At 67.5% G+C, this 22,289-nt stretch carries 26 protein-coding genes and 1 pseudogene; 13 read left to right on the top strand and 14 right to left on the bottom strand.

Features of this window, described 5'->3' with window-relative positions; all coding sequences use genetic code 11:
• Window positions 1-126: 126 nt before the first annotated feature.
• From ispF to carD, 3 genes and pseudogenes are all read right to left on the bottom strand, one after another.
• On the bottom strand, window positions 127-594 hold the full coding sequence (ispF, locus tag ACFWU5_RS21975; RefSeq protein ID WP_379241088.1) for a 2-C-methyl-D-erythritol 2,4-cyclodiphosphate synthase: 468 nt from the start codon (window positions 592-594) through the stop codon (window positions 127-129).
• A gap of 110 nt (window positions 595-704) precedes the next feature.
• Window positions 705-1,388, bottom strand: a pseudogene (ispD, locus tag ACFWU5_RS21970) (2-C-methyl-D-erythritol 4-phosphate cytidylyltransferase); the annotation flags it as partial.
• Window positions 1,389-1,397: 9 nt separating this feature from the next.
• The gene (carD, locus tag ACFWU5_RS21965) at window positions 1,398-1,886 is read right to left on the bottom strand and encodes an RNA polymerase-binding transcription factor CarD (protein WP_019044685.1); all 489 of its coding nucleotides are present in this window, start codon (window positions 1,884-1,886) and stop codon (window positions 1,398-1,400) included.
• Window positions 1,887-2,236: 350 nt separating this feature from the next.
• Here carD and ACFWU5_RS21960 point away from each other — a divergent pair, with 350 nt between their 5' ends.
• Together ACFWU5_RS21960 and radA are read left to right on the top strand one after the other, a co-directional pair.
• Entirely contained in the window at window positions 2,237-2,956 is a 720-nt protein-coding gene (locus tag ACFWU5_RS21960) for a hypothetical protein (protein WP_379268512.1), read from the top strand.
• 78 nt (window positions 2,957-3,034) lie between these two features.
• Complete coding sequence (gene radA / locus ACFWU5_RS21955; RefSeq protein WP_379241086.1) at window positions 3,035-4,435, top strand: DNA repair protein RadA; 1,401 nt, start codon at window positions 3,035-3,037, stop codon at window positions 4,433-4,435.
• A gap of 154 nt (window positions 4,436-4,589) precedes the next feature.
• Here radA and ACFWU5_RS21950 read toward each other — a convergent pair whose 3' ends face one another.
• Together ACFWU5_RS21950 and ACFWU5_RS21945 are read right to left on the bottom strand one after the other, a co-directional pair.
• A complete protein-coding gene (locus ACFWU5_RS21950) occupies window positions 4,590-5,258 on the bottom strand; it encodes a hypothetical protein (RefSeq protein WP_379268511.1) in 669 nt (222 codons plus the stop codon).
• An 81-nt stretch (window positions 5,259-5,339) separates the two neighbouring features.
• Complete coding sequence (locus ACFWU5_RS21945; protein ID WP_379241084.1) at window positions 5,340-5,963, bottom strand: carbonic anhydrase; 624 nt, start codon at window positions 5,961-5,963, stop codon at window positions 5,340-5,342.
• Window positions 5,964-6,053: 90 nt separating this feature from the next.
• Here ACFWU5_RS21945 and ACFWU5_RS21940 point away from each other — a divergent pair, with 90 nt between their 5' ends.
• Entirely contained in the window at window positions 6,054-6,932 is an 879-nt protein-coding gene (locus ACFWU5_RS21940) for an A/G-specific adenine glycosylase (protein WP_379268509.1), read from the top strand.
• A 27-nt stretch (window positions 6,933-6,959) separates the two neighbouring features.
• Here ACFWU5_RS21940 and ACFWU5_RS21935 read toward each other — a convergent pair whose 3' ends face one another.
• Window positions 6,960-7,718 (bottom strand): alpha/beta fold hydrolase, encoded by a 759-nt coding sequence (locus ACFWU5_RS21935; RefSeq protein WP_379268507.1) that lies wholly within the window; start codon window positions 7,716-7,718, stop codon window positions 6,960-6,962.
• Window positions 7,719-7,774: 56 nt separating this feature from the next.
• On the opposite strand from ACFWU5_RS21935, the gene ACFWU5_RS21930 reads away from it, so the two are divergent.
• The 4 genes from ACFWU5_RS21930 (at window position 7,775) to ACFWU5_RS21915 (ending at window position 9,778) form a co-directional block, all read left to right on the top strand.
• On the top strand, window positions 7,775-8,098 hold the full coding sequence (locus ACFWU5_RS21930; RefSeq protein ID WP_379241081.1) for an antibiotic biosynthesis monooxygenase family protein: 324 nt from the start codon (window positions 7,775-7,777) through the stop codon (window positions 8,096-8,098).
• Between the two features lie 226 nt (window positions 8,099-8,324).
• Window positions 8,325-8,525 (top strand): CbtB-domain containing protein, encoded by a 201-nt coding sequence (locus ACFWU5_RS21925; RefSeq protein ID WP_019044677.1) that lies wholly within the window; start codon window positions 8,325-8,327, stop codon window positions 8,523-8,525.
• The gene (locus tag ACFWU5_RS21920; protein WP_379268505.1) at window positions 8,516-9,289 is read left to right on the top strand and encodes a CbtA family protein; all 774 of its coding nucleotides are present in this window, start codon (window positions 8,516-8,518) and stop codon (window positions 9,287-9,289) included. The genes ACFWU5_RS21925 and ACFWU5_RS21920 overlap by 10 nt, the downstream gene beginning before the upstream one ends.
• 36 nt (window positions 9,290-9,325) lie before the next feature.
• On the top strand, window positions 9,326-9,778 hold the full coding sequence (locus ACFWU5_RS21915) for a hypothetical protein (protein WP_379268503.1): 453 nt from the start codon (window positions 9,326-9,328) through the stop codon (window positions 9,776-9,778).
• A gap of 84 nt (window positions 9,779-9,862) precedes the next feature.
• Here the strand turns inward: ACFWU5_RS21915 and ACFWU5_RS21910 are convergent, their stop codons facing one another.
• The 3 genes from ACFWU5_RS21910 to ACFWU5_RS21900 form a co-directional block, all read right to left on the bottom strand.
• Window positions 9,863-10,300, bottom strand: a complete 438-nt coding sequence (locus ACFWU5_RS21910) for an OsmC family peroxiredoxin (protein ID WP_379268501.1) — start codon at window positions 10,298-10,300, stop codon at window positions 9,863-9,865.
• 72 nt (window positions 10,301-10,372) lie between these two features.
• Window positions 10,373-10,819: an SRPBCC domain-containing protein gene (locus tag ACFWU5_RS21905; protein ID WP_379268499.1), complete on the bottom strand. Its 447-nt coding sequence runs from the start codon at window positions 10,817-10,819 to the stop codon at window positions 10,373-10,375.
• Window positions 10,820-10,918: 99 nt separating this feature from the next.
• A complete protein-coding gene (locus ACFWU5_RS21900; RefSeq protein WP_379268497.1) occupies window positions 10,919-12,073 on the bottom strand; it encodes an epoxide hydrolase family protein in 1,155 nt (384 codons plus the stop codon).
• A gap of 102 nt (window positions 12,074-12,175) precedes the next feature.
• On the opposite strand from ACFWU5_RS21900, the gene ACFWU5_RS21895 reads away from it, so the two are divergent.
• Window positions 12,176-15,022 (top strand): helix-turn-helix transcriptional regulator, encoded by a 2,847-nt coding sequence (locus ACFWU5_RS21895; RefSeq protein ID WP_379268495.1) that lies wholly within the window; start codon window positions 12,176-12,178, stop codon window positions 15,020-15,022.
• Between the two features lie 13 nt (window positions 15,023-15,035).
• Here the strand turns inward: ACFWU5_RS21895 and ACFWU5_RS21890 are convergent, their stop codons facing one another.
• Complete coding sequence (locus tag ACFWU5_RS21890; RefSeq protein ID WP_379268493.1) at window positions 15,036-15,356, bottom strand: DMT family transporter; 321 nt, start codon at window positions 15,354-15,356, stop codon at window positions 15,036-15,038.
• Window positions 15,353-15,934 (bottom strand): FMN-dependent NADH-azoreductase, encoded by a 582-nt coding sequence (locus ACFWU5_RS21885; RefSeq protein ID WP_379268523.1) that lies wholly within the window; start codon window positions 15,932-15,934, stop codon window positions 15,353-15,355. Before ACFWU5_RS21885 ends, ACFWU5_RS21890 begins: the two co-directional genes overlap by 4 nt.
• 255 nt (window positions 15,935-16,189) lie before the next feature.
• Between ACFWU5_RS21885 and ACFWU5_RS21880 the strand changes: the two genes are divergently transcribed.
• A complete protein-coding gene (locus ACFWU5_RS21880) occupies window positions 16,190-16,462 on the top strand; it encodes a hypothetical protein (protein WP_379268528.1) in 273 nt (90 codons plus the stop codon).
• A gap of 42 nt (window positions 16,463-16,504) precedes the next feature.
• Here ACFWU5_RS21880 and ACFWU5_RS21875 read toward each other — a convergent pair whose 3' ends face one another.
• Both ACFWU5_RS21875 and ACFWU5_RS21870 read right to left on the bottom strand, forming a co-directional pair.
• Complete coding sequence (locus ACFWU5_RS21875) at window positions 16,505-17,365, bottom strand: ABC transporter permease subunit (RefSeq protein WP_379268491.1); 861 nt, start codon at window positions 17,363-17,365, stop codon at window positions 16,505-16,507.
• Entirely contained in the window at window positions 17,362-18,255 is an 894-nt protein-coding gene (locus tag ACFWU5_RS21870; RefSeq protein WP_379268489.1) for an ABC transporter ATP-binding protein, read from the bottom strand. The genes ACFWU5_RS21875 and ACFWU5_RS21870 overlap by 4 nt, the downstream gene beginning before the upstream one ends.
• 209 nt (window positions 18,256-18,464) lie before the next feature.
• Between ACFWU5_RS21870 and ACFWU5_RS21865 the strand changes: the two genes are divergently transcribed.
• Window positions 18,465-19,763: a sensor histidine kinase gene (locus ACFWU5_RS21865; protein WP_379268487.1), complete on the top strand. Its 1,299-nt coding sequence runs from the start codon at window positions 18,465-18,467 to the stop codon at window positions 19,761-19,763.
• Window positions 19,760-20,461 (top strand): response regulator, encoded by a 702-nt coding sequence (locus ACFWU5_RS21860; protein WP_379268485.1) that lies wholly within the window; start codon window positions 19,760-19,762, stop codon window positions 20,459-20,461. Before ACFWU5_RS21865 ends, ACFWU5_RS21860 begins: the two co-directional genes overlap by 4 nt.
• A gap of 4 nt (window positions 20,462-20,465) precedes the next feature.
• Here ACFWU5_RS21860 and ACFWU5_RS21855 read toward each other — a convergent pair whose 3' ends face one another.
• On the bottom strand, window positions 20,466-21,113 hold the full coding sequence (locus ACFWU5_RS21855; RefSeq protein ID WP_379268483.1) for a VWA domain-containing protein: 648 nt from the start codon (window positions 21,111-21,113) through the stop codon (window positions 20,466-20,468).
• A 161-nt stretch (window positions 21,114-21,274) separates the two neighbouring features.
• Here ACFWU5_RS21855 and ACFWU5_RS21850 point away from each other — a divergent pair, with 161 nt between their 5' ends.
• Complete coding sequence (locus ACFWU5_RS21850) at window positions 21,275-21,739, top strand: DUF1877 family protein (RefSeq protein ID WP_379241073.1); 465 nt, start codon at window positions 21,275-21,277, stop codon at window positions 21,737-21,739.
• A gap of 55 nt (window positions 21,740-21,794) precedes the next feature.
• Entirely contained in the window at window positions 21,795-22,247 is a 453-nt protein-coding gene (locus ACFWU5_RS21845; RefSeq protein WP_379268481.1) for a DUF1877 family protein, read from the top strand.
• The last annotated feature ends 42 nt before the right edge of the window (window positions 22,248-22,289 follow it).

The raw sequence follows: 22,289 nt of genomic DNA, 5'->3' as shown, positions 1-22,289 counted from the left end.
CATTCGATCCTAGTCGGTGGGACGAGAGTGGGATTGACCGGCCGGTTCGTGGCTCGCGAGTTTCTGCGACGAAGCCGGGAATCGGCGAAAAGGTACTGCGGTGGGAATCGTGCGGCCCGGTTCGGGCTAGGAACACTCCGCGAGCAGACAGGTGGCGATGGCGGCGACACCTTCGCCACGACCGGTCAGGCCGAGGCCGTCGGTGGTCGTGCCCGAGACGGAGACGGGCGCGTCGAGGAGTTCGCCGAGCACTTTCTGGGCTTCGGCGCGGCGCGGGCCGATCTTCGGACGATTGCCGATGACCTGCACCGCGGCGTTCACGACTTCGAAGCCTTCTTCGGTCAGCAGCCTGCGGACCTCGGTGAGCATGGCGGCGCCGGTGACACCGGCCCATTCTGGGCGACCGACACCAAAGACGGCGCCTACGTCGCCGAGACCTGCGGCGGAAAGAAGGGCGTCGCAGAGGGCGTGGGCTGCCACGTCACCGTCGGAGTGGCCCGAGCAGCCGTCGGCCTCCGGGAACAGCAAACCGGCCATCCAGCAGGGACGGCCGGGTTCGATGGGGTGCACGTCGCTGCCGATGCCGACTCTCATCGGGCAACCGCCTGAGTCACGGTGGGCGCCGTGGGCTGCCCGGCGTCAGCGGAAGTCGCGACGGCCGGAGTCGCGTCGGCGGCCTGGTGCTCTGCCCGGCGCGGCGCGGCGCTTCCGTCGGCGAGCAGCGCTTCGGCCAGGCGCAGGTCTAGGGGGGTGGTGATCTTGAAGGCGAGGGAGTCGCCGGCGACGGTGTGCACGTCGACGCCGAGGCGTTCGACCAGGCCTGCGTCGTCTGTCGCGCCGACATCGGTGGCGTAGGCGCGGCGGAGCAGGTCGGCGGCGAAGCCCTGGGGGGTTTGGATGGCGCGCAGGTGGGCGCGGTCGGGGGTTCCGGTGACGATGCCTGCGGCGTCGACCGATTTGACGGTGTCGACGACGGGCAGCGCGGGCACCACCGCGGGACTTCCGGCCTGCAGCTCGGCGGCCACGCGCGCGATCAGCTCGGGCGGGGTGAGCGCGCGGGCGGCGTCGTGGACGAGGTAGAACGCGGCGTCGGGCGCGGCCGCGATGCCGGCGCGGACGGAGTCGGTACGTTCGGCACCGCCGACGACGACTTGCACCGGCACAGAGGGCATCGAACCGCCGGACAGCAAAGAGGTGGCCTCGTCGACCAGTTCGGCGGGGACGACCACGACAACCCGGTGCACCGCACCGGACGCGATCAAACCGTCGACGGCCAACCGGACCATAGCCGTGCCGCCGACCGGAACGAACGCCTTCGGGGTGGGTTCACCCAGGCGCACGCCTCGACCGGCGGCAGGGACCAGTGCTACGACAGGTCGCACTTTAATTTGTACTTACTAGGAAGCCGCTGCGAGGACCTCGTCGAGCAGCGATTCGGCCTTGCCGTCGTCGGTGCCCTCGGCGAGCGCGAGCTCACCGACGAGAATCTGACGAGCCTTGGCCAGCATTCGCTTCTCACCGGCGGACAGGCCGCGGTCCTGCTCACGACGCCACAGGTCACGCACCACTTCGGCCACCTTGTTCACATCGCCGGAGGCGAGCTTCTCGAGGTTGGCCTTGTAACGGCGGGACCAGTTGGTCGGCTCCTCCGTGTGTGGCGCGCGCAGCACCTGGAAGACGCGGTCGAGACCTTCCTGGCCGACGACGTCGCGGACGCCGACGTATTCGGCGTTCTCTGCGGGAACCCGAACAGTCAGGTCGCCTTGCGCGACCTTCAGGACCAGATACTCTTTCTGCACACCCTTGATGGTGCGGGTCTCGATTGCTTCGATCAGCGCCGCTCCGTGGTGGGGGTAAACGACGGTGTCTCCGACCTTAAAAATCATGTGTCCCGTGCCCCTTTCGATGTTCACAGTTTAACATGCGACTCGATAACGGCGCGATCAACTGTGCAGGTCAGGGCCACAACGAGGCCATCGCAGGGGTTGACAATACGCAGTTGTTGTGCATTGAATTGCGCCACAACGGGTTAACCACCAGCATAGTGGCCGGTTAACGCTGCGCGGACCACCGGCATCGATCCGGCAACCTCGCGCGGGACACCTAACTGTTACTTCCGCACCCGCGCGTCGCGAGCCCGAACGTCGCCCGCGCGCAGTCAACTACTACGCTGCCTAGTTACTACCCTCCGACCCGCTGTGGACGGAGTGAGCCCGGTCGACATGGAGGACAAACCGTGACTGCCCTGAAAGCTGTGACCGCCACGTCGGCGCGACGTCGCATGGCGACGGTTGCCGCGCTCGCCGCTGCCGCGGGTATCGCCCTGACCGGCTGCAGTGCCGGCCAGCACACCCAGACCTCGGCGCAGGCCGCCGCGATCAACGGCAACCACGCCACGGTCGGCGACATCGCCCTGCGCAACGTGTACATCGTGTACCCCGAAGCCACCGCCGAGCACAGCAAGGGCGGCAAGGCCGTGCTCGCGCTGTCGATCATCAACGGCAGCGAGACCGTCACCGACGAGCTGACCAGCGTGAGCACCGATCTGGGTCAGATCAAGATCACCGGCCCCGCCGGCGACCCGAAGTTCACGCTGAAGCCGCAGCAGACCGTGGTCGTGGGCCCGGCAATCGCCAAGCCCGCCGCTGCCGATGACCACCACGGCACCACCACGGCCGCGCCGACCACCACCTCGGCGGCCCCGACCAGCACGTCGGCCGCGCCCACCAGTGCCGCGGGCGACAAGCCCTCGATCGACCCGGTGAAGACCCCGGCCACCATCGAGATCACCGGCCTGGCCAAGGACATCGTCCCCGGCCTGACGTACAACGTCACCTTCAACTTCAAGGACGCGGGCACCGTGCAGGTGTCGGTCCCGGTCGACGCCGCCGCTGTCGAGCGCGTGGAGAACGAGAAGTCCGGCCCGGCGCCCGAGGGTGCGGGCGGCGGTCACTGAGACCAGCCTTCGCAGGTAGAGCCGTCGCGAATTTTCGCGGCGGCTCTACTTGTCGGTGCTGGTCCGTAGGGTGCGCGTGTGGCCAAGACCAAAGCAGTCTTCCGGTGCTCCGCGTGTTCGCACGAGGTGTCCAAGTGGGTGGGTAAGTGCCCCGATTGTGGTGCCTGGGGGACGGTGAACGAGGTGGCCGTCTCGGCGTCCGCCGCGGCGCCCGGACGGCGGGCGATGCTGCCCACGACCGCGGCGGCGCCGTTGTCGCAGATCGATTCCAAGATCACCCGGGCGCGCTCGACGGGCGTGAGTGAGCTGGATCGGGTGCTCGGGGGCGGTGTGGTGCCGGGGTCGGTGGTGTTGCTGTCGGGTGAGCCGGGGGTCGGCAAGTCGACGCTGTTGCTCGAGGTGGCGTTTCGGTGGGCGTCGGCGCGCGAGGAGACCGCGCTGTATGTGACCGCGGAGGAATCCGCCGGTCAGGTGCGGTTGCGCGCGGATCGCACGGGCGCGGTGCACGACCGGGTGTATCTGGCGGCGGAGTCGGATCTGTCGATCGTGCTCGGGCATGTCGAGCAGGTGCGACCGACCTTGCTGGTGGTGGACTCGGTGCAGACCATGCTCGCGCCGGAGGTGGACGGCGTGATCGGCGGTGTCACCCAGGTGCGCGCGGTGACGGCCGCGCTGACGTCGCTGGCCAAGGCGTCGGGGATCGCGGTGCTGCTGGTCGGGCACGTCACCAAGGACGGGAACGTGGCCGGGCCGCGCACGCTCGAACACCTGGTGGACGTGGTGTTGCAGTTCGAGGGTGACAAGAACTCGTCGCTGCGGATGGTGCGCGGGATCAAGAATCGGTTCGGCAGTGCCGACGAGGTGGGCTGTTTCGAACTGCACGACGACGGCATCGCCTGCGTCGACGATCCCTCCGGGCTGTTCCTGCACCATCGCACCGACACCGTGCCGGGCACCGCGGTGACCGTGGCGATGGACGGCAAGCGGCCGCTGGTGGCCGAGGTGCAGGGGCTCACGGTCAAGACCGAGATTCCGCAGCCGCGCCGGGCGGTGAGCGGGTTGGACTACAACCGGGTCGCCATGGTGCTGGCGGTGCTGCAAAGTCGCGGACGGGTGTTTCTGGGCAAGCACGATGTGTACGCGGCGACCGTGGGCGGTATGCGATTACTCGAGCCGACCGCCGATCTGGCCATCGCCTTGGCCATCGCGTCGGCCGAGGCCGATGTCGCGCTGCCTGCTGGTTGGGTGATTCTCGGCGAAGTCGGGCTGGCGGGCGAGGTCCGCAAGGTCACCGGGCTCGGTAGGCGACTGGCCGAGGCCGAACGGTTGGGGTTCACCACGGCGTTGGTGCCGCCCGGTTCGGAGAAGACCAAGACCGGGACCATGCGAATTCACGAGGTCGGGGATCTGCGCTCGGCGCTGCGTTTGGCCGAACTCCGCAAATCCCGCGCACCGCGTGAAGTGGTGTCCGTGGAATAACTTCGGCAAACGCGAAAATCGGTGTCGAGCACCCATTTTCGCGACAATGTCCATTGACGGCGTGACCGAACCTGCGAAGACTGCAAATCGACCGAAGTCGAACATGTGACCTATTGCGCACCCGCACAATGCCCCCGCACGCGGGAGCTGTGGTTCACGAGGCCAGGTTGAAGGGTTCCGCGGCACTGCGCGCGGCACCGAGTTGGGCCACCACCATGTACGCGCCCGCCGGCACCTGGAGGCGGTCGCCCGCGCACTGCGGCTGCGAGGTGGTGCCGAACCAGTTGCCCTTGTACGAGAGTTGTTCACCGGCCTTGAGCGTTTTCATTTCCGGCGGGTCGTCCTGGGCGCAGTCGTTGCTCGCCCAGAGGCGGCGCTGGCCGTCGAGGGTGTAGACCAGGAACTGCGGGCCGGCGCCGAGGTCGCGGGAGCAGGCGGCGGACGAGATGTTGGTGATCACCGTGCCGAACGCGGGCTGGTCGCCGACCTTGTAGGTCGGCTGGCCGACGGTCACCTTCAACGCCAGTGACTGGTCCGAGCACGGCGGTGCCGCGGGTTGGTCGGTGGCGCTGGTCGTGGTGGTGGGCGTGGTCGAACTACCGGTCGGCGCGGAGCTGGTTGCCGACGTGGTCGTACTCGGTGCCGACGTGGCGGTCTCGGACGTGGTCGCCGCCGCGTTCTCGGCCCCGGCCGACTCTCCCCCGCGCGCGACCATGGTGACGAGCCAGATCACGATCGCGAGCACCACGACAGCGACGCCGATCGCGAGTGCACGGCGGCGCCAGTAGATCTCCGGTGACAGCGGTCCATTCGGTTCCAGCACACCTCAAAGGTAAGCGCAGCGCGGGGGGCGCGCTGCGCTTACCTCGGCGTGTCGGGGGCCGAACCGGGTTGTGGTCCCGGTTCAGACCACCTCGCCGATGTTGCCGACGGTGCGTCGCAGCTGCACGCGACCGTCCTCGAGCTTGTAGGTGACGCTGGCGATAGCGCACTGACCAGTGGCAACGCGCTGCGAGATGATCATCGACCGCTGCATGAGCAGCTTGCTGGTCTCCACCACGTGGCGGGCTTCGAGATCGTCCAGCGAGGTGAGCCCTTCGCGGCGGCCGACCAGAATCGACGGCGTCACCCGCTCGACCACGCTGCGGATGAACCCGCCGGGCACCTCGCCGCCGTCCAGGGCGTCGATGGTGGCCTTCACCGCGCCACAGCTGTCGTGCCCGAGCACGACGATCAGCGGCACATTGAGCACCTCCACGCCGTATTCGATCGAGCCCAGCACCGAGCTGTCCACGACGTGACCGGCGGTGCGCACCACGAACATGTCGCCCAGACCCTGGTCGAAGATCAGTTCCGCGGCGACGCGGGAGTCACCACAACCGAACAGGATCGCGTGCGGGTTCTGACCCTTGACGAGTTTGGCTCGGTCCGCGGCACCCTGGCTAGGATGCTGCAGAGTGTCATTGACGAAGCGCTCGTTGCCTTCACGTAGCGACTTCCAGGCGCTTATCGGATTGGAACCAGGCATACCGACCATTGTGCACAGGCGCTTGGTTACCAGCGAGTCCGCCGCGTTACGCGTCGGCAAAGAGAGCCTGGCTCAGAGGAAACGAGAACGGTGAGCATCGACGCGAAAGCCCTGCTGACATGGTTCGGCGACACCGCGCGCGAGTTGCCGTGGCGCGAGCCCGAGGCCACCGCCTGGCACATCCTGATGAGCGAGATCATGCTGCAGCAGACGCCGGTGGTGCGCGTCGAGCCGATCTGGCGGGAGTGGGTGGCGCGCTGGCCGGTGCCGTCGGCGATGGCGGCGTCCTCGCAAGCGGAGGTGCTGCGGGCCTGGGGGAAGTTGGGGTACCCGCGGCGCGCGTTGCGGTTGCACGAGTGTGCGCGGGTGTTGGCGGCTGAGCACGGGGACGTGGTGCCCGCTGATGTCGACGTGTTGTTGGGCCTGCCCGGAATCGGTGCGTATACCGCTCGGGCAGTTGCTTGCTTCGCGTATGGGCAGCGAGTTCCCGTGGTGGACACCAATGTTCGACGGGTGGTTGCGCGGGCTGTGCACGGGCGCGAACCGGGCAACCCGTCTTCGCGCGATCTCGCCGAGACCGAGGCACTGCTGCCCGTTTCGGTTCCGCGGGCCGCGAAATTCTCCGCGGCGCTGATGGAACTGGGTGCGCTGGTGTGCACGGCCCGCAATCCCGACTGTGCGCGCTGCCCGTTGCCGAGTTGTGCGTGGGTGGACGCGGGCAAACCCGCCGCCGAGGTGGCGCGCAAGGTGCAGAAGTACGAGGGCACCGATCGTCAGGCGCGGGGGCGATTGTTGGATGTGCTGCGCGATTCGTCGGGGCCGGTTGAGCGGGTGCGGTTGGATCTGGCTTGGACGCGCGATCCGGGTCAACGGGCGCGGGCGTTGGATTCGTTGCTGGTCGACGGGTTGATCGAGCAGACCGATGATGGACTGTTCGCGCTCGCAGGCGAGGGAAGCGCGGCTCCATAGCGCCGAGACCGGGTGTGTCGGCTCGAACTACGTCGAGGAGGTCGGCTCGGTGACGCGGTGCAGGAACCGGCCGACGTGTTCGCGGTACGCCTGGGGTTGTTCGTCGTGCACCAGGTGCCCCGCTCCTTCGATGCGCACGTACTCCGCGTCGGGAACGACCTCGGCCATCGTGCGCATCTGACCCGGCGGGGTGATGGTGTGTTCGCCTTCGATGAGCAGCGCGGGGATCCGCAGCGACTTCCATTCGGACCAGAAGTCGCGGGTGCCCCACTCTTCGGAGATCGCGCGGAAGGTGTCGACCTCGCCGTGCAGGCGGTAGCCATCGGGTGTCGCGGTGAACGCGCGCAGGAAATAGGTGCCCGCGACCGGGCCGAAGTAGTCGAGCACCGCCTGTTCGTCGGCGAACGGTTGCGGCCACGACCCGATCAGCTCGGCCCAGTGCGCGGCGGTGCGGCCGGTGAAATCGGGCGCGATGTCCTCGACGACGATCGCCCGCACCCGCTCGGGATAGGTCGCGGCGAACATCCACCCGTGGATCGCCCCCATCGAATGCCCGACGATCACCATCGGCTCGGCGATACCGGCGGTGAGCTCACCAAGATCGGCCACGAACGCCTCCGTCGTGAGCACGCCCGGCGCAGCCCGCCCATGCCCAGCAGCATCAACCGCATAGACATGCCCATACCCACGCAACCACGGCACCTGATCCGCCCAGGTCCGCGCACTCCCCATCAGCCCATGCAACAACAGAATCGGAACCCCGACCCCACCTTCGTCGTACAACACCCGTCCGATTGTGCCCCAGAGCGGGATGTTTCCCGAGCGGTCGTATTGTCAGGGCCATGGCTGTTGTGAAGATCAATGCGATCGAGGTTCCCGAGGGTGCGGGCCCGGAGTTGGAGAAGCGGTTCGCCGCGCGGGCGGGTGCGGTGGAGAACTCCCCCGGCTTCCTCGGCTTCCAGTTGCTGCGCCCGGTCGCCGGTGACAACCGGTATTTCGTGGTGACGCAATGGGATTCGGAGGATTCGTTCGCCGCGTGGCGTGACGGTCCGGCGCGTGCCGCGCATGCCGGTCACGGTGGCGACGGCGAGCGTCCCAAGCCGGTGTCGACGGGTGCCTCGCTGCTCGAGTTCGAGGTAGTCCTGGACGTGCCCGCGAAGGCCTGACAGCGGCGTTTCCGCTGGACATGCGCGTGCACGTATTGACGCGGGTGGCTGCGGGCTGTCACAGTTCGAGGGAACATCGCGAGGGTGCGCGGTAATTCCGGTGTGAGTCCGGAGCGGTCGCGCCACTGTCATCCATGTACCGGGTCACCGGTGCCGGAGAGCCAGACACCGGCACCTTCGCACCACATTTCAACCGTGGGACGCGTATCCCTACAGGAGGACTCGAATGGCTATCGCGCATTCACCCAGCCGGTCGACCGGCCTCGACACCCTCGCAACCGTGCTCGTCACGGTCGGTGTCGTTCTTCTTGCACTGCTCGCGCTGTACCTGGTCGGTTTCGATCAGGGGGCCGTCTCGCGTAGCGGGATGTTCCTGCACGAGCTGATGCACGACGGACGTCACCTGCTCGGTGTCCCGTGCCACTGATCGGATCCCTCAAGACCCTACTGTTGCGTGGCCTGCTGGCCGGTTTGATCGCCGGCCTGCTGGCCGCGACAGTGGGCTACTTCATCGGCGAGCCCCAGGTGGACGCCGCGATCGCTATCGAAGAAGCCGGTTCCGCCGCGCATGCGCACGCACCCGATGCCGCCGAGGGGCACTCCCACGGTGACGACGCGCTGGTCAGCCGGTCCGGGCAGAAGGCGGGTCAGTTCCTCGCGCTCGGCCTGGCGGGCCTGGCGTTCGGTGCGTTGTTCGCGTCGGCGGTGAATGTCGCGCGGCGGTTCACGAGTCTGTCGGGCACCCAATTGTCGCTGACCACAGCCGGATTGGCGTGGACGGCGATCGTCGCGGTGCCGTTCTTCAAGTACCCGGCCAACCCGCCCGCCGTGGGTGATCCGGAGACCATCAACGAGCGCACCTGGTTGTGGGTCGCGGTTGTCGTGCTCGGACTGTTGGCTGTCGCGGCAGCGGTCGCGGCCTATCGCGCGCTGGCCGGGATGGAAACGCTGCGGTTGATCGCCGGAGTAGCTGCGTTCGTCGTGGTCACCACGGTCGGCTATGTGCTGCTGCCCGGCGTGAACGAGGTGGCCGACGACTTCCCCGCCACCCTGCTGTGGAACTTCCGGGTCGCCTCGCTGGCCCAGACGACCACGCTGTGGGTGAGTTTGGGGCTGGCGTTCGCCGCGCTCACCGAATTCGCCGCGCGGCGTAGCACCTCGGTAGTGGACAAGGTTCCTACCGCAGGGTGATTCTCGCGAGCAGCTGAGAACGGCAGTGTCGGTGTCATGACCGGCACTGCCTTTCTTGTTTCCGAAACCCGCCCCCGCGCCGTGCATGTCGCGTTCGGCGGACTGCTCACCGCACTCGCCGCGGGCGTGGCCGAGGGACTGTTGCGCGCGGTTCGCGGCGGCGACGAATTCGGCGCCACCGCAACGGGTTTGCTCCCGCGCCTGGCCATTTACCTGGCTGTTGCGGGGGTGGCGTTGTACATGCTCAACGGCAGCCGCGTGGCTCGCGCGGTGTTGACCGTCGGCATCGGCGTAGTCGGCCTGATCTCCCTGATCATCGAGCCACTGGCAGTGGTGTTGTCCACCGACGACTACACGACCCTGTTCGACGGGATGTCCGAGAGTTCGATCGTGCTGGCCGGTTGCCGCACTGTGCACATCCTGGCTGTCGTCATCGCGATTCCGGCCATGTACACCCCCGCCGCGCATCGCTGGTTCACCCAGCGGTGAGCCCGGCCTAATCGTCCAAAACGGCCGCCCGACAGTCGGTTTTCTGCCTGTCGGGCGGCCGATTGGTCGATTACGCCGGTTCGATCAGACCAGCGCCGCGTCCAGCTCGATCTCGGCCACGCCCGCCAGCGCCTTGCTGACCGGGCAGCCTTCCTTGGCCGCGGTGGCCGCCACGGCGAAGGCCGCGTCGTCGAGCCCGGTCGCGCGCCCGCGCACGGTGAGCTTGATCTTGCTGATCCGGAAACCGCCGGCGGGGTCAGGCGACAACGTCACGTCGGCGGTCACATCCAGGCTGTCCGGCGTGCCACCGGCATTGGCGATCTCGGCCGACAGCGCCATCGAGTAGCACGACGAATGCGCGGCCCCGAGCAGTTCCTCCGGGCTGGTGCCCTCGGCCGTGTCGGCGACCCGGCGCGGGAAGCTCACGTCGAACTTGCCCACCCCCGAGCTGACCAGTTCGACCTGCCCGGACCCGTCCTGCAGTCCGCCTGACCAGAGAGTACGTGCGCTACGAGTCGGCATCGCGATCCTTTCGATTCGTGTGTGGTGCGTTCGGTGACGAACCTACTCGCGCGTGCACCGATGGTGTTCGGCTCAGGAAACCTTGCTGGTGACTTCGTCGAGGCGTTCGAGCTTGTCGGGCCAGACCTGCTGGTGCAGATCCCGGATCGCCGCGGTCGGAAAACCGGAGTGCCGCAGGCGAAGTCGGATGCCACGCGGTTGCTTGAGGAATTCGGCGGCGACCACCGTTTCCACGCCGTCGGTGGCGGCGGTGACCCAGGTGAACTCGACCCGGCGGTTCTGTTCCAGCAGCAGGATGCGGCCGTAGTGGGGGTTGCGCTTGTCGGCGGAGCCGGTGTCGAAGTAGAGCGGCTCGTCGACGGCGGGGCGCATCAGGACCGATCCGGGAACGGCCAGCCACAGGTCGAGACCTTGGGTCCAGGCCGCGTACAGCAAGCTGGGCTGGGCTTTCATCACACGCTCGACCGTGAGCTCGTGCGGCCGCGTGGACAGGTCCGGAGGGCGAACTTGCTGGTCCATCCGCCGACCTTACCGGTGATGACCGGGCGATCCCCGCATCGGGTGTGCGACAGCGTTACTCACAATTCGTGAGACGATGCGGGAATCAGCCGGCGGGAATCAGTGGATGAGGCCGTCGAAGAATTCGCGGATATCGCCGCTGAGGAGATCAGGGACCTCGAGGGCCGGGAAATGGCCGCCGGAGTAGAACTCCGACCAGTGCACGATGTTGTGGGCCTTCTCGGCGAAACGGCGGATGGCGAAGTCGGCGGTGGTGAAGACCGCGACGCCGGTGGGGACCGTACCCGCGGCGGCGGGCACGAACATCGTGGAGTCGTGGAAGCGTTCGTAGTAGTAGTTCGCGACGCTGCGGGCGGTGTCGGTGAGCCAGTAGATGGTGACCGTGGTCAGCATCGTGTCGAGGTCGATGGCGTCCTCGGGCAGCACGTGGGTGGCGTCGGTCCACTCCTTGTACTTCTCGATGATCCAACCCAGTTGTCCCACTGGCGAATCCGCGAGTAGCTGGGCAATGGTGTTCGGTCGCGAGCCTGCGAGGTTCATGTAGGCCGAACCACTGTCGCGGAACTCCCCCATGGCGGCCAGGCGCGCCCGCTCCGGCCCGGTCAGCGCCGCCATGTCGGCCGGATCGCCGGTCGGGAAGGTGACCAGGGCGTTGGCGTGTACCCCGATCACCCGGTCGCTGTGGTCGCGGCCGATGCACGGGGCGATGAACGCGCCGTGGTCGCCGCCGTGAACGCCGAAGCGGTCGTAGTCCAGGCGGGTCATCAACTCGGCCAGGGCCGCCGCGACCCGACCGTCGTTCCAGCCCAGTTCGGTGAGCGGACCGGAGAAGCCGTGGCCGGGCAACGAGGGGATCACCAGGTGGAAGGCGGGAGAGTCGGCGTCGACGGGGCTGGTCAAGGGGTCGATCAGCGCGGCGAAGTCGGCGGGGGTGCCCGGCCAGCCGTGGATCAACAGCAGCGGCGTGGCGTCGGCGCGCTCGGAGCGGATGTGCAGGAAGTGCAGGTTCTCACCGTCGATCTCGGTGGTGAACTGCGGGTGGGCGTTGAGGGCTGCCTCGACGGCACGCCAGTCGAACTTCTCGGCCCAGTAGGTGGCCAGCTCGCGCAGGTAGGTGGTGGGAACCCCGCGCGTCCAGTCGGTGCGATCGCCGACCTCGTCGAGCCAGCGGGTGCGGGTGAGGCGGTGGTGCAGGTCGTCGATGTCGGCCTGCGGTATGTCGATGCGGAAGGGGCGGATCTCGTTGCTGTTCATGAGATTTATGGTTCCGCTGAAGAGGGGGTCGCCACATCACCAGATCTCGTTATATTCGACTACGAGAGGTCGAATCCACCCAGGTAACAGGTCAGGATGTCGGTGAGCGAAACGGTCAGCAGCGTATTGGTGGGCCGGGCGGGCGAGGTCGCTGCCCTGGCCGCCGCTGTGGCCGACGAGCAGGTGAGCGCGGTGCTGATCGGCGGCGAGGCCGGGATCGGCAAGTCGCGGGTCGTGGCGGAGTTCAGTGCCCGGCTCACCGTGTCGACGGTATGCGCGGTGGGTCGGTGTTCCGAATTCGGCGGTACCGCAATGCCTTTCGCACCTTTCGCGGCCGCCTTCGCGAGCATCATCCGCAGCGTCGGTGTCGAGGAAGTGGCCGCGCTCCTGCCGCCCCGGCCCGCGCTGGCGAAATGGTTGCCGCAGGTGGCGGTGCGGTCGGGTGTGCCCGCGACGGATTCGGATCGCACGCAGCTGTTCGGTGAGGTGCTGCTGTTGCTCGAACAGCTGGCCCTCACCCGCCCGGTGGTGGTTGTGCTCGAGGATCTGCACTGGGCCGATTCGGGAACCAGAGAGCTGCTGTCGTTTCTGGTAGCCAACCTGGAACGACGCGGGGTGCTTCTGGTCGGCACCTATCGACCCGCCGAATCCGCGCCGATGCGCGATCTCCTGGCCCAGCTGCGACGCGATCCGGCGGTCCGGGTGCTCGCCCCCGCACCGCTGACCCGCCATGAGGTGGGGCGGCAGTTGGCGGCGCTGACCGGCAGTGAACCGGAACCGGCCGTGATCTCGCGGGTGTTCGAGCGCAGCGGCGGCAACCCGCTGTTCGTCGAGGCGTTGAGCCGTTCGCGCGACGGTGCGGAGTTGACCGATCTGCTGCTGAGTTTCGTTTCCGGGCTCAGCGCCGATGGTCGCGCGGTGGCCGACGCCGCGGCGGTGATCGGGTCCGGGATGCGGCACCAAACCCTGGCAGCGCTGGTCGACCTGCCCGAACCGGCGCTGCTCGCGGCGGTTCGCGAGCTGACCGATCGGCACGTGTTGCGCACCGTCGACGGCGAGCCTTCGGAGGGACCCGGCTCGTCGGGCTACGAATTCCGGCACGTGTTGATTCGACAGGCCATTTACCACGATCTACTGCCCGCCCAGCGCGTCGGAATGCACGCCGCGGTGGCCGAGATCATCGGCCGACAGACGCTGCCGCCGACGCGCTACTACGCCGAACTCGCACAGCACACCGAAGCCGCCGGTGATCTGCACCGGGCACTTCTCGCCTACTGGAACTGCGCGCGAGGTCTCGACGACGCCGCCGCCCGAGTGCACCCGTTGCGACGGGTGGTGCAGCTGTGGGACCGATTGCCCACAGCGGAACTGCCCGACACCACGCGCGCGCGGGTCCTGGCCGAGCTCGTTGCCGCCTGCAACCGCTGTGGTGAGATCACGCTCGGCATCGACACCGCCGACCGTGCGCTGCGCGAGCTGGACCGCTCGGGCGAACCGGTCGAGGCCGCCCAGCTCTATCTGCACCGCGCGGCACTGCGCAGTCGGACCGGCGCTGGTCCCGGCACCGATCTGGATCGCGGGCTGGCACTGCTGCCGGTGGATCCGCCGAGCCTGCTTCGCGCGCAAGCGCTGGCCACGCGGGCGCTGCAGAGTGCGTTTTCCGGCGATTCGGCCGCCACGATCGAGGACGCGGACGAAGTACTGCGCATCCTGGACGCACTGCCGGACGGCACCCCCTCCGCGATCGCCGCGCTGACCGCCCGCGCGCACGCCTACCGCGGCCTGGCCTGTCGCGACGATATCGACACTGCGATAGCACATTTCGAGACCGCCAGGGCCGCTGTCGCCGAGACAACCGATCTTCGCATCGGGATGGATGTCGCGGTCTGGGAGTCCGCCTTGCTACACAGCGCTGGACGCTACGCAGCGGCGATCGAGGTGATCGAACGGGGTTTGCGCACAGCGCATTCGGTGTTCCACTTCGAGGAATCAGGGCCGATTCTGTTCGTGAAGTGGGTGCAGTCGTTGACCGCGCTCGGACGCTGGGACGAGGCACTCGCCGTTGTCGATGACGTTCAACTGGGTCAGCTACCGCCGCTGACCATCGCCGCCGTGAAGCTGTGCTACTCCACTATCGCTGTCGCGCAGGGTGATTCGTCAGCAGCGGAACGGTTGTCCGCGCAGGCGGGCGAGCTGCTCGGCGACGGCGCCTACGCGCGCCAATATCGCATCCAGCTGGCGGTCGTGCAGGCCACCATTGCGTTGACACACAACGACATCGACACCGCTCGAACGGTTTTCACCGAGGCGCTCGCCCATCCCCTGCTCGCCCATCCCCGGGAAACCTGGCCGTTGGTGGCATCGGCCGCCGGTGTCGAACAGGCTCCACCGGAGTTGCTCGCGCTCGCTTCGTCGCTGCCGCGAACCTCCCCTGTCGACAACGCCAACGCCGCCGCCTATCGCGCGCAGACCTCCCACACCTCGACAGACTGGACTACGGCGGCCGATTCCTGGGCCGCGCTCGATCAACCCTACGAACGGGCGCGTGCACTGCTCACAGCTGCCGAATGCCTTGTCGCCGAGAGTAATAGAGAATCCGCGACCACACTGATCGGCACCGTCTGCACGATCGCAGCCGATCTGGGTGCCGTTGCCCTGACCGATGCCGCACACAATCTGGCCCGCCGAGCCCGACTGCCCGTCGCCCACGCGCACCCCGGACCCGCCACGGCACCGACACCACGCACCTTCGGCCTCACGGCCCGCGAACTCGACGTCCTACGCCTGGTCGCCAAGGGCATGACCAACCGGGCCATCGCCACCGAGCTCTACATCAGCGCCAATACCGCGGGCGTTCACGTCTCGCGCATTCTGACCAAACTCAGCGCCACCAGCCGCACCGAAGCAGCCGCCATCGCCCACCGAAACGGGCTGATCGACGACCACTGACGCGGCTCTCGCGTCATTCGGTCGCGGTGGCTCGTGCCAGCACGATGCCCCCGACGATCAGCGACAGCGCCAGCACGCGTCCGACGCTGAGCGGGTCCTTGTGCACCAGCACTCCGAGCCCGATCGCGCCGACCGCGCCGATCCCGGTGAACACCGCGTAAGCGGTCCCGACCGGGAGGGTCTGCATGGCGCGCGAGAGCAGGTACACCGCCAGCGAGCCGAGCGCGACGCACAGCAGGGTCGGGCCGAGTTCGGTGAAGTTCTCGGTGGGTTTGATGGTCTGCGACCAGATGATTTCGACGAGGCCTGCCAGGCCGAGGACAAGCCAGCTCATCGCACGTATTCCTTTGCGAGCACGCGCACTTCGGCCCGTGCGGCGGCCAGGGACGCCTCGTGTGCGTCGCGCAGGTGGGCGAGGTTCGGATCCTGGACGGCGTTGGCGAACTCCGCGTGGACGAAAACCGTGTCGGTGACGGCGAAATGGCCGGCGAAGAAGTCGCGCAGGAAGCGTTCCTGGTAGTCGAACGCGGCCTTGGGTGCGCCGGGTGAGTACGCGCCGCCGCGAGCCGTGACCACGACGAACCTGCGCTGCCCCAAGGACATTCGAGGGAAAGTGATCTGGTCGAGCCAGGCCTTGAGGGAAGCCGGGATGGAGTAGTTGTACATCGGCGTGCCGATCAGGATCACGTCGGCGGCCAACACCTGCGCCAGCAGCGGTTCGACCACCTGCCAGGCGGCCCGCGCCGCGGGCGTGACGGCCAGGTCCGGGAGTCGGTCGAAGTCGGTGGTTCCGGCGGCGAGGACCGCGTCGCACAGTTCGGTCCAGCCCTCGTCGATGAACGGTGTCGGCTCGGCGGCGAGGTCGCGGTAGGTGCGCCGGCGCCTCCCGAGCGCACCGGCGCGGCCCGTAATCGCGCGAAAGTGCTGGCGGCGGCCGCCGAACTGTTCGCCACCCGCGACCCACGGACGGTCACCATGGACGACATCGCCAAGGCGGCGGGTGTCGGGCGCGGCACCCTCTACCGCCGCTATCCCGACCGCAATGCGATCGCTGTCGCCCTGCTCGACGAGCACGAACGGGCCCTCCAGGAACAGCTCCTGCGCGGGGCACCGCCACTCGGCCCCGGCGCTCCCCCGGCCGAGCGGCTGGCCGCCTTCTACGCTGCGATGATCGAATTGCTCACCGGCCATGCGCATCTCGTGCTCGGCGCGGAGACAGGGGGCGCACGGTTCGCCACCGGCGCTTACGGTTTCTGGGCTGTGCACGTGCGGTCGCTGCTCGTCGAGGCCGGTGTGCCGCAACCGGATTCGCTGGTGGACACGGTCCTCGCGCCGCTCGCCGCCGAGGTCTACCTACAGCAGCGTGAGCGCGGACTATCGCCCGAGCAGATCATCGCCGGACTGTCGACTGTCGCTCACCGATTACTCGGTGCGCCTTAGCTTCTCTCGACGGAACCTGCCGCTCGCCTCGGAGGTCGCGGGTCAGGTGAGGTCGCGGCGGGTCATGAGCCAGATCGTGCCGCCCGCGAAGGCCAGCACGTAGATGGCCAGCAGGGCGAAAGATTCACCGCGGGTGAGGATGTCGAGGACGCCGGGGTTCGCCGGGCCCGCCACGGTGCGCATCGCGCCTGCTGCCGAACCGGCGGCGGTGCCCGGCATCAGGTTGGTGACGGCTTCGATCGGGCCGAAGATGCCGGCCACACCCCGGAGCAGATTCTCCACCACCAGCACCCACACCAGGCCGAGGCCGACAGCCAACGCGGGGCCGCGAGCGATGGCACCGATGAAGGCGCCCGCGGCGGTCCACATTCCGAGAATGGCTGTGCCGGTGATGATTCCGACCAGCGAGTCGTCCAGAGCAGGCATCGTGATGGGCTGGGATTCGCTGGCCGCGATCACCGTGGCGATGCCGATATCGACGGCGAAGGCGGCCAGGACCAGTGCGAAGACCACCGCCAGCAGGGTCACCAGGAGTCCCGTGACCGCCGCGGCTCGGCTCGGGCCCTGGGTGAACACGGTTTTCCAAGTGCCCCAGCCATATCCGCTGCCCACGGCCAGAGCACCGAGAATCAGTACCAGCGCGCCGCCGAACATCGACATGCCCTGCGTGAACACCTCGGGGACGGCGGCGGGCATGAGTTGTCCGAGTAGCACGTCACGAGGGAGGCCGTCGGACATCGCGCCGTTCTCGCCGGAGGTGTAGGCGAGGTAGTTGAACAGGTAGGCGAAGGTCAGGTTGAGCAGGACCCAGGTTGCGAGGACGATCCAGAAGGCGGGCCAGCGACCCAGCCGCAATATTTCCGCACGGACACTCGCAGTGAGATCCCTTGTCATGGTGTTCATTTCGCTACCTCCACAGCCGTCATCTCGAAGAAGACTTCTTCCAGGGATTTCTCGTCTACGCGCAGTTCGAGCAGGTCAGCACCTGCCGCGACCACGGCTCGTGCCACATCGGGTGCCATCGCGGCGCTCGTTTCGACTCTGATTCCGTCCGCGCCCGTCCGTGCGGGAGCGATCGCGCGCACGGCGTCGAGGGCCACGCTGACCGGTTCGGCGCGCAGGAGAAGTGTTGCGGTGCCGCGTAATTCGGCCACCGTCGATTCCGCGAGCAACCGACCGCCGGAGATCACGCCGACGCGGTGGCAGATTTCCTGCACCTCGCTGAGTTGATGACTCGACAGCAGGACCGTGTGGCCGTCGGCGGCGAGATCGGTGATGAGCGTGCGCATTTCGGCCAAGCCCGCGGGGTCGAGGCCGTTGGTCGGCTCGTCGAGGATGAGCAGGTCCGGGTCGCCGAGCATGGCCGCGCCGACGCCGAGGCGCTGTTTCATGCCGAGCGAATAGGTGCGGAACCGGTCGCCTGCCCGGTCGGCCAGGCCGACGCGTTCCAGCGCGGTCTCGACGTCGGCGTTGCCGTGACCGCGATATCGGGCGAGAACCCGCAGGTTGTCGCGGCCCGAGAGGTAGGGGTAGAAGCCGGGGCCCTCGATGAGGACGCCGATCCGGCGCAAGACCTCCGGGTCGCCCGGGGACAAACCCTGGACCGTCGCGGTGCCCGCGCTGGGGCGGATGAGGCCGGCCAGCATGCGCAGCGTGGTGGTTTTGCCCGCACCGTTGGGGCCGAGGAAGCCGTAGATCTCCCCGGCCGCGACCCGCATGCTCACCGCGTCCACCGCGACATGCTCGCCATAGCGTTTGGTCAACTCCGTGGTGACCACGATCGATTCGTTCATGGGAATCAGAATCCGCGCTCACGGGGTGCTCGGGCATCCGTCGCGCGGCGTGCTCGGTACTACGCCGCGCGGACTACGGGCGTCGCGAATCGCGGGCGCGAAGGGGCTCAGGATCAGCGGAAGTGCAGGCGCAGTGCGCCTATCGCAGGAAATACGTGCGCAGGCCGACGCGGGCACCGCGCGCACGCAATAGGGTTGAGCAGGTGGGAATGTCTGCGAAGTGGGTGCGTGGCTCGGTCGTGCAGGACTGGGGCCTGGCGGTGATCGTCGCGGTGATCCAGTTGGCCGCGAGTTCCGGGGCGAATGCGAGTCAGACCGGGGTGCGGTCATTGGATGCGTTCGCGTATCTGCTGCTGCTCGCGGGGCCGATCGCGCTCGGATTCCGGCGGGTGCGGCCCGAACCGGTGTTACTGGTGGCGTTCGTCGCCGCCGTGGTTTATGTGTTGCGCGACTACGGGTATGGGCCGATTTTCCTCTCGTTGATCATCGCGTTCCTTACCGCGGCGGTGAGCGGATCGCGTTGGCGCACATACCCGGTGGTCGCGGTCGGGTTTCTGCTGATGGTGTGGCCGTTGCCCGCGCTGCTCGGGCGGGATTCCGACGCGTGGCAGATTTTCGGGTTGCTCGCGTGGATGGGGGTGCTGGTCGCGATCGCCGAGGGGGTGCGGCAGCGGCGAGCCGTGGTGTCGGCGCGTGAACAGCGGGCTGAGGCGACTGCGCGTGACGAGCAATCCCAGCAGGCCCGGGCGGCGTCCGAAGAGCGGCTGTCTATTGCTCGCGAACTGCATGATCTTCTCGCGCACAGTCTTTCGCTGATCAATGTGCAGTCATCGGTGGCATTGGAACTGTTCGATCGCAAGCCGCAGCAGGCCGCGGCTGCGCTGGCGACCATCAAAACGACGTCCAAAGAGGCTCTGACAGAAGTCCATACGCTGCTGCACGCGATTCGCAGCGGGGCCGCCGTCGTACCTGAGTATCCCGAAACTGTTGGTACTGAACCGGATTCCCCACGCCCTGAACCTGCACGTCCGGCCCCACGTGCGCCCGCGCCGACGCTCGAAGACCTCGACGGTCTCCTGGAACGCACCCGCTCGACCGGGCTCGACGTCGACACCAAGATCATCGGCATGCCCAAGAAGTTGCCCAGCGTGATCGACGTGGCGGCGGCCAGGATCGTGCAGGAATCGCTGACCAACGTGGTGCGGCACGCGCCGGGCGCGACGGCGCTGATCACCCTGCGCTACACGCCCGAATCCGTCGACATCACCGTCGACAACACCCGACCGACCGGGACCGCCGTTCGAACGGGGATCGGCGGCAACGGGATCATCGGGATGCGGGAGCGGGCGCATGCGCTCGGCGGGGCTCTCACCGCAGGGCCGCGGCCGTCCGGCGGGTTCCGGGTGGCGGCCAGATTACCTGCTCGACCTGCGGCTTTGTCAACGCAGGCCCGCACGTCCGCCGACGCGCGATCGGAAGCGGCCAACGGCGAAGAAGCCCGCGCATGAGCGACCCCGAGGTGCCGCGCAGCGGTGCTGGTCCGACGAAGATCCGGCTCCTCGTCGCCGACGATCAAGCGCTGGTCCGTGGGGGTTTCGTCGCACTCCTCGACGCCCAAGACGACATCGAGGTGATCGGCGAGGCCGACAACGGCGAACAGGCCGTGCGAATGACCCGCGCGCTGGTCCCCGACGTGGTGCTGATGGACATCCGCATGCCCATCCTCGACGGCCTCGCCGCCACCCGCATGATCGCCGACGACCCGAAACTCGCCGCCGTCCGCGTCGTAGTCCTGACCACCTTCGAACTCGACGAGTACGTCTTCGAGGCGATCCGCGCCGGCGCCGCGGGCTTCCTGGTCAAACACACCGAACCCGCCGACCTGCTGCGCGCCGTCCGCGTCGTAGCCGCGGGCGACGCCCTGCTCTCCCCCGGCGTCACCCGCCGCCTGCTCGCCGAATTCGCCACCCACACCAAACAACCACCTCCCGCCGCCTTCGCCGAACTCACCGACCGCGAACGCGAGGTGATGACCCTGGTAGCCGAAGGCCTCACCAACGCCGAAATAGGCACCCGCCTGTTCATGTCCCCCGCCACCGCCCGCACCCACGTCAGCCGAATCCTCACCAAACTCAACGCCCGAGACCGCACCCAGCTCGTAGTCATCGCCTACGAATCAGGGCTGGTCCGCCCGGGTTGGCAGTAGTCGGCTACTTTCCCGGGTCGGCCTGCTGACGTTCGCCCGACGAGAAGCGGGCGCGTCTGGGTGCGCCTGCGGGGGCTGCTTGGGCTCGGGAGGAGTAGGCCGACAGGGCGTCGAAGGCTCCTCGGACGCCGCCTGCGACCGGGGCGTAGGTGATGGCCGAGCCGGGGTCGAAGCCGAGGTTGGTGCCTACTTCGACGGCGTCCATGTTGGCGCCGAGGAACACGAAGGTCCAGTTGTAGACGTCCTGCTGCTGGGTGATCAGGGACTTCACGGCGGGGTGGGTCCATTCGCGGCTGGAATTCTCGTGGCCGTCGGTGAGGACCACGACGATCACGGTGCCGGGGCGTTCGGATTCGGGTCGGGCAGCCAGGTCGGTGCCGACGCTGGTGACGAGCTTGCCGACCGCGTCGTACAGCGCTGTTCCGCCGCGCGGTTGCAGGTTCGGTGCGGGCACCTGCTCCAGTGGCAGGTTCGCGTAGACCACGTCATAGGTGGTGTCGAACTGCGCGAGCGTCACCTCGATCTTCTTCGGCACCGCCCGCTGCTGCTCGAAATAGGCGGCCAACCCACCCTCGGTATCGGCCTTGATGGTCTGCATCGACCCGGAACGGTCGAGCAATACCGCAATCAACGTGCGATCGGAATCAGTCATGTGTGCGAACACCCCCATGTCGGTTTGTACGAGCAATTCCCACCGTACGCCGACGAATTCGCCTGCGGGACCGGCGAAAAGGAGTCGCCAAGGTATCGCCAAGCCGCGATTCCTACCGTCACCACGGACCGACCACTCCCCGGCGAAAAGAGCCCGATTCCGTGAGCACGATCTTTGTCTTCACCCGCATCTCCCCCGCCGACGCCGACAACATCGCCGGGTCGACCGATGTCCCCGACGAATTCCTCGACGCACCGATCCTTGCTGAGGGCGAACCATGCGGTGACCTCGACCAAGCCTGGGATGGGCTGCGCCTGCTGTTCTCCGCAGCGGCCGTCGACTTCGACCTCTTGCGCGAAGACCGGCCCAACGATCGCGAGGATTGCCTCACCGTATGGACCGCGAAGGAAGTCGCCGCGGCAGCAGAAGTCCTCACCTCGACTCCCTTCGACCGACTCGCCGAGCATTTCTCCGCCGAGTTGATGGACGAGGAGGACGCGCGCCCCGACATCTGGGAGGACCGCGACGAAGCGCTCGACTACCTGGGCGACGGCTATACCCGGCTACAGGCGTTCTTCGCCTACGCGTCTTCGACGAACTCTGCGGTACTGGGTCGACTCGCCTAGCTGACAACAAGGCTGTGAACGAAACCGAGGAAAGGAAACTGTTGTGGGTGTGATCATGTCGTTCACCAGGGTGAGCGCGGCGGATCTGGAACTGGCGATGAAGCACAAAGATTGCGCGGAGGAGTTTCTCGCCGACTACACGCCACCGGAAACCGACCCGAACGGGTATTTGGACAAGTCGTGGGCGGGGCTGAAATACCTTCTGGAAGCGGCGGATACGGGTATCGACCTGTTCTTCACCGCTACGCCGTTGCCCATCGACGGGTACAGCGGATGGGATCCAGACGATGTCGCTCACACGGCGGAACTGCTGGGCAATACATCATTCGACAACCTCGCCGCCCACTACGACCCGGTCGCGATGGACACCATCGGGGTCTATCCCCCGATCTGGATCCGCGACGGCAACGACGGCCTCGGCTACCTCCGCGAGAACTACGCCAGCCTGGTCGAGGTATTCGTGCACGCCGCGCACCATCGGTCCGGACTCCTGCAGAGCTTCGGCTGATCCTGGCAACGAAAAGCCCGCCCCCTGAAACTTCCAGGGGGC

Source organism: Nocardia sp. NPDC058640 (assembly GCF_042716995.1).
Lineage (GTDB): Bacteria > Actinomycetota > Actinomycetes > Mycobacteriales > Mycobacteriaceae > Nocardia.
This window is presented reverse-complemented; position numbering and strand designations above follow the sequence as displayed.

What these genes read in the sequence shown, in the direction of transcription:
- ispF (WP_379241088.1), bottom strand. Translation starts at nt 594, where the DNA reads ATGAGAGTCGGCATCGGCAGCGACGTGCACCCCATCGAACCCGGCCGT.
- carD (WP_019044685.1), bottom strand. Translation starts at nt 1,886, where the DNA reads ATGATTTTTAAGGTCGGAGACACCGTCGTTTACCCCCACCACGGAGCG.
- ACFWU5_RS21945 (WP_379241084.1), bottom strand. Translation starts at nt 5,963, where the DNA reads ATGCCTGGTTCCAATCCGATAAGCGCCTGGAAGTCGCTACGTGAAGGC.
- ACFWU5_RS21930 (WP_379241081.1), top strand. Translation starts at nt 7,775, where the DNA reads ATGGCTGTTGTGAAGATCAATGCGATCGAGGTTCCCGAGGGTGCGGGC.
- ACFWU5_RS21925 (WP_019044677.1), top strand. Translation starts at nt 8,325, where the DNA reads ATGGCTATCGCGCATTCACCCAGCCGGTCGACCGGCCTCGACACCCTC.
- ACFWU5_RS21915 (WP_379268503.1), top strand. Translation starts at nt 9,326, where the DNA reads ATGACCGGCACTGCCTTTCTTGTTTCCGAAACCCGCCCCCGCGCCGTG.
- ACFWU5_RS21910 (WP_379268501.1), bottom strand. Translation starts at nt 10,300, where the DNA reads ATGCCGACTCGTAGCGCACGTACTCTCTGGTCAGGCGGACTGCAGGAC.
- ACFWU5_RS21905 (WP_379268499.1), bottom strand. Translation starts at nt 10,819, where the DNA reads ATGGACCAGCAAGTTCGCCCTCCGGACCTGTCCACGCGGCCGCACGAG.
- ACFWU5_RS21900 (WP_379268497.1), bottom strand. Translation starts at nt 12,073, where the DNA reads ATGAACAGCAACGAGATCCGCCCCTTCCGCATCGACATACCGCAGGCC.
- ACFWU5_RS21890 (WP_379268493.1), bottom strand. Translation starts at nt 15,356, where the DNA reads ATGAGCTGGCTTGTCCTCGGCCTGGCAGGCCTCGTCGAAATCATCTGG.
- ACFWU5_RS21880 (WP_379268528.1), top strand. Translation starts at nt 16,190, where the DNA reads ATGATCGAATTGCTCACCGGCCATGCGCATCTCGTGCTCGGCGCGGAG.
- ACFWU5_RS21875 (WP_379268491.1), bottom strand. Translation starts at nt 17,365, where the DNA reads ATGAACACCATGACAAGGGATCTCACTGCGAGTGTCCGTGCGGAAATA.
- ACFWU5_RS21870 (WP_379268489.1), bottom strand. Translation starts at nt 18,255, where the DNA reads ATGAACGAATCGATCGTGGTCACCACGGAGTTGACCAAACGCTATGGC.
- ACFWU5_RS21865 (WP_379268487.1), top strand. Translation starts at nt 18,465, where the DNA reads ATGTCTGCGAAGTGGGTGCGTGGCTCGGTCGTGCAGGACTGGGGCCTG.
- ACFWU5_RS21860 (WP_379268485.1), top strand. Translation starts at nt 19,760, where the DNA reads ATGAGCGACCCCGAGGTGCCGCGCAGCGGTGCTGGTCCGACGAAGATC.
- ACFWU5_RS21855 (WP_379268483.1), bottom strand. Translation starts at nt 21,113, where the DNA reads ATGACTGATTCCGATCGCACGTTGATTGCGGTATTGCTCGACCGTTCC.
- ACFWU5_RS21845 (WP_379268481.1), top strand. Translation starts at nt 21,795, where the DNA reads ATGTCGTTCACCAGGGTGAGCGCGGCGGATCTGGAACTGGCGATGAAG.